Source organism: Yersinia aldovae ATCC 35236, from assembly GCF_000173735.1.
GTDB classification, from domain to species: domain Bacteria; phylum Pseudomonadota; class Gammaproteobacteria; order Enterobacterales; family Enterobacteriaceae; genus Yersinia; species Yersinia aldovae.
Genome location: NZ_ACCB01000064.1, coordinates 1 through 9,283, shown reverse-complemented (window position 1 = coordinate 9,283; position 9,283 = coordinate 1). Strand labels below are relative to the sequence as shown.

Sequence of the window (9,283 nt, the reverse complement as noted above, 5' to 3'; positions counted from 1 at the left end):
GCCACGCGTGATTAAAAGTGATGAAGTACGCGAACCGTTCAATGAAGATAAATTGCGGCGTGGGATGCTAAAAGCATTAGAAAAGCGCCCGGTCAGCTCGGATGATGTCGAAACGGCAATCAGTCATATCAAATCTCAGTTACGTGCCACCGGTGAGCGCGAGGTGCCTACCAAAATGGTCGGTAATCTGGTGATGGAAGCGCTCAAACGCTTGGACAAAGTGGCTTATATCCGCTTTGCGTCGGTTTATCGCAGTTTTGAAGATATTCGCGAATTTGGTGAAGAAATCGCCCGTTTGCAGGATTAATCTGCGCCAAATCGTTATTTACTGGTTATCGAAAGATCTATTGCCGCGCAAGTCTATTTTTGCGAACAATAAAGCGCCGCGATAAATATTAAGGAAAGCCATGCAGCCCGATGAATTCTATATGGCCCGCGCTTTTGAATTGGCGCGGCTGGGGCGTTTTACCACGTCACCTAATCCCAACGTCGGCTGCGTGCTGGTACGTGAGGGGGAAATAGTCGGTGAGGGCTATCACCTGCGTGCTGGGGAACCACATGCCGAGGTTCATGCCTTACGCATGGCGGGTGAGAAAGCGCGCGGTGCCACTGCGTACGTCACGCTAGAGCCTTGTAGCCACCACGGGCGTACACCGCCTTGTGCCGATGCCCTGGTTGCCGCAGGGGTGGTACGCGTGGTAGCTGCCATGCAGGACCCTAATCCGCAGGTCGCCGGGCGTGGGCTGTACTTACTAAAGCAGGCAGGCATTGCTGTTGATCATGGTGTGATGCTGGCGGAGGCGGAGGCCGTTAATCGTGGCTTCCTAAAACGGATGCGCACGGGGTTCCCTTACCTGCAACTGAAAATGGCCGCGTCGCTGGATGGCCGCACCGCAATGGCTTCAGGTGAAAGCCAGTGGATTACCTCACCACAGGCGCGTCAGGATGTGCAGCGTTTTCGTGCACAAAGCGCCGCTATCCTCAGCACCAGTGCCACGGTATTAGCTGATGACCCTTCGCTTACTGTGCGCTGGCAGGAATTAGATGCACAAACCCAGGCGCTGTATCCTCAAGATAGATTGCGCCAACCCGTTCGAATTATACTCGATAGCCATAACCGTGTGACGCCAGAGCATAAAGTCATACAGCAAGATGGCCCATGCTGGCTCGCTCGGGTTGACGCAGACGAACAGCCGTGGCCTGACAATGTCGAGCAACTGCTGCTACCACGCCATAATAACGGTGTGGATTTGGTTTTATTGATGATGCAATTAGCCAGGCGGCAGATTAATTCAATTTGGGTTGAAGCTGGGCCGCAATTGGCCGGAGCCTTGTTGCAGGCAGGTGTGGTTGATGAGCTAATTCTTTATATTGCGCCAAAATTGTTAGGTAGCGATGCGCGCGGGTTATGCCATTTGGCAGGGTTAACACAGCTAAGGGATGCCCCCGAATTCGTATTTAGTGATGTTCGTCAGGTTGGCCCTGACCTGCGATTGCGCTTAAAACCGAAGTGCTAGCGGCGTTTGCGGGCTGAAATTCCCGACGCTCAATTATAGTCTTGTCAGGCGTTTTACAAATGCGCAGGGGCAGGGCGTGAAAGAATATGATAGAATCCGCCCCCCTGCGGGGTATGAACCCATATTGAGGAAAGCTATGAACGTTATCGAAGGTGTTGTTGCTACTCCTAATGCCCGCGTGGCGATTGCAATTGCGCGTTTTAACAACTTTATCAACGACAGCCTGCTGGAAGGTGCTATTGATGCCTTAAAGCGCATTGGTCAGGTATCTGATGACAATATCACTATTGTCTGGGTGCCGGGGGCTTATGAGTTGCCGTTAGTTGCAAATGTATTAGCAAAAACAAATCGTTACGATGCGGTGATTGCGCTGGGTACGGTTATCCGTGGGGGCACTGCGCACTTTGAGTATGTTGCTGGTGAAGCGAGTTCTGGTTTGGCAAGTGTTGCCATGAACAGCGATATTCCGGTGGCGTTTGGTGTGCTGACCACTGAAAGTATTGAGCAGGCAATTGAGCGTGCTGGCACTAAAGCGGGTAATAAAGGCGCAGAAGCTGCCCTGACCGCACTTGAAATGATTAATGTAATCAAAGCTATTAAAGGCTGAATTTAGTTAAGTTAAGGGGAATTCCGTGAAACCTGCTGCTCGTCGCCGCGCTCGTGAGTGCGCTGTTCAAGCGCTTTACTCTTGGCAGTTGTCTAAAAACGACATCGCTGATGTTGAATTACAGTTCCTGTCGGAGCAGGATGTCAAAGATGTCGACATCGCCTATTTTCGCGAATTGCTGTCTGGGGTTGCCGTTCACGCCGCATCTCTGGATGCGCTAATGGAGCCATTTCTTTCCCGTCAGCTCGAAGAATTAGGCCAGGTTGAGAGAGCGGTTCTGCGTATTGCGCTGTTTGAACTGAGCAAACGTCAAGATGTCCCTTATAAAGTGGCAATCAATGAAGCGATCGAACTTGCCAAAACTTTCGGTGCGGAAGATAGCCATAAGTTCGTCAACGGCGTGCTGGATAAAGTGGCTCCCACAGTACGTAAGAAAAAGTAAATCGTTATATTAACGACTTGAATTAAGGCCGGTTTCCGGCCTTAATTTATTGATCAGTTAACCTTTCTGGAATTGTATTATGGCATGTGGCGAATTTGACCTCATTGCTCGCTACTTTGACCGGTGCGAAAGTCATCGCCGGGATGTAGAGCTGGGTATTGGAGACGACTGCGCACTTCTTACAGTGGCAGATAAACAGCTGTTGGCCATCAGTACAGATACACTGGTGTCGGGTGTTCATTTCCTTGCAGATATCGATCCGGCCGATCTTGGATACAAAGCGTTAGCAGTAAATCTTAGCGATTTAGCCGCTATGGGAGCCGCTCCCGCCTGGCTATCCCTGGCACTGACCCTACCTAATGTTAATGAAGATTGGCTGCAATCATTCAGTGATAGCTTGTTTGAACAGCTAAACTATTACGGTATGCAATTGATTGGGGGTGATACCACCCGTGGGCCGCTGAGTTTGACGCTGACTATCCAAGGATTAGTACCCGCAGGGCGGGCATTGACGCGCGCGGGTGCCCGGATTGGTGACTGGATTTATGTGACCGGTACATTGGGAGATAGCGCTGCTGGCCTGGCTATTTTGCAAAATGAGTTGCAGGTTGATAACGAGGCTGATCGGGCTGCGTTAATTCACCGTCATTTGCGGCCACAGCCGCGTATTCTGCAAGGGCAGGCATTGCGCTCGCTTGCCAGTTCAGCGATTGATATTTCTGACGGGCTTATTTCTGATCTGCAACATATCCTGAAAGCCAGTGGTTGTGGTGCCAGCATTGAGCTGGAGGATTTGCCGTATTCTGATGCACTAAAAAATCAGGTTGATGCGGATCAAGCGCTACGCTGGGCCTTGAGTGGGGGGGAAGACTACGAACTGTGCTTTACCGTGCCAGAAATAAACCGTGGAGCGCTGGATGTTGCTCTCAGCAATACGGGGGCAGGTTATACCTGTATTGGTCAGATAGGGCCACAATCGGAGGGGGTTAAATTTCTTCGTGAAAAGCAGCCTGTAGAGCTGAATTTTCGTGGTTTTGATCACTTCTCAACGGATAAACCTCATGGATGAAGCCAAACGCCGTTTGCAGTTAACTAACCCCTGGCACTTGCTGGCAACCGGTTTTGGTAGTGGTTTGTCTCCGTGGGCACCCGGTACGATGGGATCAATTGCAGCCATTCCCTTCTGGCTGTTATTGATTCAGCTACCGTGGCAGCTCTATTCTCTGATAGTAATGTTCAGTATCTGCATCGGCGTTTATATTTGCCACCGTACCGCCAGAGACATGAAGGTGCATGACCACGGCAGCATTGTCTGGGATGAATTTGTCGGGATGTGGATCACCTTGATGGCTTTGCCAGTTAATGATTGGCAATGGATAGTCGCTGGTTTTGTGGCATTTCGTATTTTTGATATCTGGAAGCCCTGGCCGATCCGTTGGTTTGATCGCAATGTTCACGGCGGCATGGGGATTATGGTGGATGACATCATTGCCGGGGTGATTGCTGCTGCGATTATTTTTGTCGTGGGGCATTACTGGCCAGCAGATCTGTTCTACTGATACCCGTCATCTTTCAAATTGCAGGTGCGTTGGCTGCGTTCTCTTACCCGAATCACTGACGACCCGTTGACCTTAAAATAAATAGACTCATCGGGATGCACTTACTTGCCGCCTTCCTGCACCTTGAAATCTATAGGGTATATGTGTGGTTATCTTTCAAAGTGCAGGTAAAAACCGAACCAAGGGAAACACTCCGTTTGGGCCGTAGTCGCGTAAGCGACCGGAGTGCCCGTAGGAGTGGTCGCCCTTGGCTCACGGTGTTATCTGTCTGAGTTACTCCAACCAGGCTTCAATCTGACTCTGTATTCCCGCAGCATCCAAACCAAATTCTGCCCGCATTTCATCCTGTTCACCTTGTGGAACAAAATGGTCTGGTAAACCGAGATTCAGTACCGGCACTAATTGCCGTTTCGCCATCAGCAATTCATTCACACCACTACCCGCACCACCCATAATGGCGTTCTCTTCCACGGTGACTAGTACCTCATGGCTGGTAGCCATTTCCAGTACCAACGCCTCATCCAATGGCTTCACAAAACGCATGTCCACCAGTGTGGCATTGAGATTGTCGGCCACAATTTGCGCCTGAGCGAGCAATGTGCCAAAGCACAGAATAGCCACTTTTTCACCTTCGCGGCGCACGATCCCTTTACCCATCGGTATTATTGCCAATGGCTCTAGCCCCGTGCCAGTTCCATTACCACGCGGGTAACGAACCGCCGCCGGGCCGTTGTGGTGATAGCCGGTGTGCAGCATCTGACGACACTCATTCTCATCACTTGGAGTCATGATGACCATATTTGGAATGCAGCGCATGAATGAGAGGTCAAACGCACCCTGATGGGTTTGGCCATCAGCACCCACCAAACCACCACGGTCAATGGCAAACAACACCGGCAGATTCTGGATGGCAACATCATGAATTAGCTGATCATAAGCGCGTTGCAGGAAGGTTGAATAGATAGCAACTATCGGTCTATACCCACCAATAGCCAAACCAGCAGCAAAGGTGACCGCATGTTGTTCGGCAATCGCCACATCGAAATATTGCTGGGGGTATTCGCGCGAGAAACGCACCATTCCCGAGCCTTCACGCATTGCCGGAGTAACGGCCATTAGTTTGCTGTCTTTAGCGGCGGTTTCACACAGCCATTCGCCAAAGATTTTGGAGTAAGTCGGCAAGCTACCCTGACTTTTCGGCAAGGTGCCGGAGGCGGGATCAAACTTAGGTACTGCGTGCCAGCCAATGGGATCTTTTTCAGCCGGTGCGTAGCCTTTGCCTTTTTTGGTCATGATATGCAGCAGTTGCGGGCCTTTCAGGTCGCGCATGTTTTTCAAGGTTTGTGTCAATGCCTGTACATCATGGCCATCGACCGGGCCAATATAATTAAAGCCTAACTCTTCAAATAAGGTGCTGGGTACCACCATCCCTTTCAGGTGTTCTTCAGTCCGTTTCAGCAAGTCTTTAATCGGCGGTAAACCGGAAAATGCTTTTTTGCCACCTTCACGCAAGCTGGTGTAGAGTTTGCCAGATAATAGTTGAGCTAAATGATTATTCAGGCCGCCAACATTTTCTGAAATAGACATTTCGTTATCGTTAAGGATAACCAGCATGTCTGAGTGAATATCACCTGCATGATTCATAGCTTCAAAAGCCATGCCCGCCGTAATAGCACCGTCACCAATCACACACACGGTACGCCGCCCTTTGCCTTCCCGTTCCGCGGCGACAGCCATCCCCAGACCCGCACTGATTGAGGTTGATGAATGGCCAACCGAAAGCACATCATATTCACTTTCACCGCGCCACGGGAATGGGTGCAACCCATCTTTCTGGCGAATGGTACTGATCTGTTCGCGGCGGCCAGTTAATATTTTGTGCGGATAAGCCTGATGGCCGACGTCCCACACCAGATTATCAAATGGCGTGTTATAGACGTAATGCAACGCGACGGTTAGCTCGACCACACCCAGCCCGGATGCAAAGTGCCCACTGGAGCGACTGACAGAGGCGAGCAAATATTGCCGCAGTTCATCACATAACTTCGGCAGGCTCTCTTTTGGCAACATGCGCAGTTCTTCAGGATGCTGTGCAAGGGCCAATGTCGGGTATTTGGCTATATCAAGACTCATTCGATGCTCATATCAAAAGTGTTAAGTAGGCATTCACGGACTGCCAGCAGAGTTCTAATTATCACGCTCAATAATAAAACAGGCTAACGCCTGCAACGGCGCTGTGTTATAGGATTGCTCTGACAAGGCATTCAGGGCGCAGATCGCTTCCTGATAAAGATCCCTTGCCTTGGTTTTAGCGCAATCCAGCCCGAGAAGTGCCGGATACGTGCTTTTTCCGAGTTGTTGGTCTGATCCCTGACGTTTACCAATGGTTGCGGTATCACCGATGACATCTAAAATATCATCCTGTACTTGGAAGGCCAGGCCGATGGCCTCACTGTAACGATCAAGTAACGTAAGTGCCTTGCGGCCCTGTTCACCTGCGGCGAATGCGCCAAGACGCACGGCTGCGCGAATCAATGCACCGGTTTTATGGCGGTGGATACGCTCAAGATCTTCCAGTGATATTTGACGCGCTTCGGCCTCCAGATCCAATGCCTGACCACCGCACATCCCGGCGACACCGCTGGCATGGGCTAATTCTGCAATCATCGACAGGCGATCTTTATCCGCCACATCCGGCATCGGGGCTTGCGCCAGAATAGAAAATGCTAACGTTTGTAGCGCATCACCGGCCAAAATCGCATTGGCCTCACCAAATTTTACATGACAAGTCGGCTGCCCACGGCGTAAATCGTCGTCATCCATCGCCGGCAAATCGTCATGAATCAATGAATAGGCATGGATACATTCAATGGCCGCTGCCGGGGCATCCAGATTGGTGGGCGACAGACCAAACATTTGGCCGGTGGCATAAACCAGATAAGGGCGCAGCCGTTTACCGCCGAGCACGGCACCATAACGCATTGCTTCGACCAAATCACTGTTACCGAATGGCAGTGGCGCAATAAAGTCCAGCAGGGCCTGATTGACCCGTTGCTGATGCGCCGCGAGTTGCTGGCTGAAATCAACTGAAGAGTGGGTGTCAGACATAGGGCTACTCGGCATCCGGGGTGAACGATGAAAGCGGCGCAGTAGCATCGTCGCTGAGAAGGATCTGCACCCGCTGTTCAGCTTGTAGCAGGGTTTGTTGCCCGATACGTGCCAATTGCACGCCCCGTTCGAATTCGTTTAACGCCTCTTCCAGCGGTAATTCACCGGATTCCAGGCGGGTCACAATCTGCTCCAGCTCGTTGAGCGATGTCTCAAAACTGGCAGCTTTGGTTTCAGGTGATACGGCTTTTTTCGGCATAATTTTTATTCGACTCGATATTTTTTATGAAACGTAACCTTAACGGCGCGAAACGTATTCCTGCTTATGCAAGCGGTGCATCAGATCAAAAGCATTCAGGCCAAAATTTATTACCGGCTATTCTAGCGGATAATGACGGGGAAATCGTGACGTTTAGGTCTGGTTTTTAGTACGCAGCCGCACATCATATAATGATATACTCCACGGCTTGCCTATTTTTGCTAACGGCTTTGACTGTTGCTATCGATAGCGACGCCATCACTCCATAAACAGACAACTAAAGACCGCCATGAAGTTTATCATTAAATTGTTCCCGGAAATCACCATCAAGAGTCAATCTGTGCGATTGCGCTTCATTAAGATCCTCACAACCAATATTCGCAACGTATTGAAAAACCTTGAGGACGATACCCTCGCGGTGGTTCGCCATTGGGATCATATTGAAATCCGCACTAAAGATGACAATCTTGGCCCACAGATTTGTGATGCTTTAACCCGTGTACCGGGCATTCACCATATTCTCGAAGTGGAAGATCGCAGCTACACCGATATGCACAATATTTTTGAGCAGACATTGGAAGCTTATCGCGAAACACTGGTCGGGAAAACATTCTGTGTTCGGGTGAAGCGTCGTGGTAAACATGAGTTCTCCTCTGGGGATGTGGAGCGCTATGTCGGTGGCGGGCTGAATCAACATATTGAAAGCGCTAAAGTTAAACTGACCCATCCGCAGGTAACGGTGCATCTGGAAGTTGATCAGGAAAAACTGACGCTTATCAAGGCGCGTCACGAAGGGCTGGGCGGCTTCCCGATTGGTACGCAGGAAGATGTTTTATCTCTGATTTCAGGCGGTTTTGACTCCGGTGTATCCAGCTATATGCTGATGCGCCGTGGCTGTCGTGTGCATTATTGTTTCTTCAATCTTGGTGGCTCTGCCCATGAGATTGGCGTTAAGCAAGTGGCTCATTATCTGTGGAATCGTTTTGGTAGCTCCCATCGGGTGCGTTTTGTTGCCATTGATTTTGAGCCGGTTGTTGGCGAAATTCTTGAAAAAGTCGAAGACGGTCAGATGGGCGTGGTATTGAAGCGCATGATGGTGCGCGCAGCATCTCAAGTGGCAGAACGTTACGGCGTGCAGGCTTTGGTAACCGGTGAGGCGCTGGGGCAGGTGTCCAGCCAGACACTGACCAACTTGCGTTTAATTGATAATGCTTCTGACACCCTGATCTTGCGCCCACTGATTTCTCATGACAAAGAGCACATCATCAATTTGGCGCGTGAAATCGGCACTGAAGATTTCGCGAAGACCATGCCAGAATATTGCGGTGTGATTTCAAAAAGCCCAACGGTAAAAGCAGTTAAGGCCAAGATTGAAGAAGAGGAATCTCACTTTGATTTCTCTATTCTGGAGCGGGTAGTCAGCGAAGCCAAAAACGTCGATATTCGTGAAATTGCCGAACAAAGCCGTGAGCAAGTGGTGGAAGTTGAAACGGTGGCAGAGTTGGCGGATAGCGATGTGTTGCTCGATATCCGTGCGCCGGATGAGCAAGATGAAAAGCCGCTCAAGCTGGAAGGTGTTGAAGTGCGGGCACTGCCATTCTATAAACTCAGTTCGCAATTTGCCGATTTGGATCAGAGCAAAACCTATTTGTTATATTGTGATCGTGGTGTGATGAGCCGTTTGCAGGCTTTGTATCTGCGCGAGCAGGGGTATACCAATGTGAAAGTTTACCGCCCTTAAAGGTGATAAGTTAACGGCTACTGCGCTTTGTCATTCTGAGCTTGCGCAGT

The 9,283-nt window shown here is 50.3% G+C and carries 10 protein-coding genes; 7 read left to right on the top strand and 3 right to left on the bottom strand.

The features are described 5' to 3' along the window. The 6 genes from nrdR to pgpA all read left to right on the top strand — a co-directional run. The coding region (gene nrdR, locus YALDO0001_RS18535) for a transcriptional regulator NrdR (protein WP_042840538.1) at positions 1-307 on the top strand (307 nt) is incomplete at its 5' end. 100 nt (positions 308-407) lie between these two features. After that, positions 408-1,517, top strand: coding sequence for a bifunctional diaminohydroxyphosphoribosylaminopyrimidine deaminase/5-amino-6-(5-phosphoribosylamino)uracil reductase RibD (ribD, locus tag YALDO0001_RS18530; protein ID WP_004705485.1), 1,110 nt, complete (start codon positions 408-410; stop codon positions 1,515-1,517). A gap of 136 nt (positions 1,518-1,653) precedes the next feature. Next, the gene (ribH, locus tag YALDO0001_RS18525; protein ID WP_004705484.1) at positions 1,654-2,124 is read left to right on the top strand and encodes a 6,7-dimethyl-8-ribityllumazine synthase; all 471 of its coding nucleotides are present in this window, start codon (positions 1,654-1,656) and stop codon (positions 2,122-2,124) included. A 25-nt stretch (positions 2,125-2,149) separates the two neighbouring features. Beyond that, the gene (gene nusB / locus YALDO0001_RS18520; protein ID WP_004705483.1) at positions 2,150-2,566 is read left to right on the top strand and encodes a transcription antitermination factor NusB; all 417 of its coding nucleotides are present in this window, start codon (positions 2,150-2,152) and stop codon (positions 2,564-2,566) included. Positions 2,567-2,645: 79 nt separating this feature from the next. After that, positions 2,646-3,635, top strand: a complete 990-nt coding sequence (gene thiL / locus YALDO0001_RS18515; protein ID WP_042840536.1) for a thiamine-phosphate kinase — start codon at positions 2,646-2,648, stop codon at positions 3,633-3,635. After that, a complete protein-coding gene (gene pgpA / locus YALDO0001_RS18510; protein ID WP_042546647.1) occupies positions 3,628-4,125 on the top strand; it encodes a phosphatidylglycerophosphatase A in 498 nt (165 codons plus the stop codon). Before thiL ends, pgpA begins: the two co-directional genes overlap by 8 nt. A gap of 273 nt (positions 4,126-4,398) precedes the next feature. Here the strand turns inward: pgpA and dxs are convergent, their stop codons facing one another. Genes dxs through xseB form a run of 3 tightly spaced genes read right to left on the bottom strand, consistent with a single transcriptional unit; the run spans position 4,399 to position 7,492 of the window. Then, on the bottom strand, positions 4,399-6,258 hold the full coding sequence (dxs, locus tag YALDO0001_RS18505) for a 1-deoxy-D-xylulose-5-phosphate synthase (RefSeq protein WP_004705480.1): 1,860 nt from the start codon (positions 6,256-6,258) through the stop codon (positions 4,399-4,401). A 54-nt stretch (positions 6,259-6,312) separates the two neighbouring features. Next, complete coding sequence (ispA, locus tag YALDO0001_RS18500) at positions 6,313-7,233, bottom strand: (2E,6E)-farnesyl diphosphate synthase (RefSeq protein ID WP_004705479.1); 921 nt, start codon at positions 7,231-7,233, stop codon at positions 6,313-6,315. A gap of 4 nt (positions 7,234-7,237) precedes the next feature. Further along, positions 7,238-7,492 (bottom strand): exodeoxyribonuclease VII small subunit, encoded by a 255-nt coding sequence (gene xseB, locus YALDO0001_RS18495; protein WP_004705478.1) that lies wholly within the window; start codon positions 7,490-7,492, stop codon positions 7,238-7,240. Positions 7,493-7,781: 289 nt separating this feature from the next. Between xseB and thiI the strand changes: the two genes are divergently transcribed. Continuing rightward, on the top strand, positions 7,782-9,233 hold the full coding sequence (gene thiI, locus YALDO0001_RS18490) for a tRNA uracil 4-sulfurtransferase ThiI (protein ID WP_004705476.1): 1,452 nt from the start codon (positions 7,782-7,784) through the stop codon (positions 9,231-9,233). Positions 9,234-9,283 lie beyond the last annotated feature (50 nt).

What these genes read in the sequence shown, in the direction of transcription:
- ribH (WP_004705484.1), top strand. Translation starts at nt 1,654, where the DNA reads ATGAACGTTATCGAAGGTGTTGTTGCTACTCCTAATGCCCGCGTGGCG.
- xseB (WP_004705478.1), bottom strand. Translation starts at nt 7,492, where the DNA reads ATGCCGAAAAAAGCCGTATCACCTGAAACCAAAGCTGCCAGTTTTGAG.
- pgpA (WP_042546647.1), top strand. Translation starts at nt 3,628, where the DNA reads ATGGATGAAGCCAAACGCCGTTTGCAGTTAACTAACCCCTGGCACTTG.
- dxs (WP_004705480.1), bottom strand. Translation starts at nt 6,258, where the DNA reads ATGAGTCTTGATATAGCCAAATACCCGACATTGGCCCTTGCACAGCAT.
- ispA (WP_004705479.1), bottom strand. Translation starts at nt 7,233, where the DNA reads ATGTCTGACACCCACTCTTCAGTTGATTTCAGCCAGCAACTCGCGGCG.
- ribD (WP_004705485.1), top strand. Translation starts at nt 408, where the DNA reads ATGCAGCCCGATGAATTCTATATGGCCCGCGCTTTTGAATTGGCGCGG.
- thiI (WP_004705476.1), top strand. Translation starts at nt 7,782, where the DNA reads ATGAAGTTTATCATTAAATTGTTCCCGGAAATCACCATCAAGAGTCAA.
- thiL (WP_042840536.1), top strand. Translation starts at nt 2,646, where the DNA reads ATGGCATGTGGCGAATTTGACCTCATTGCTCGCTACTTTGACCGGTGC.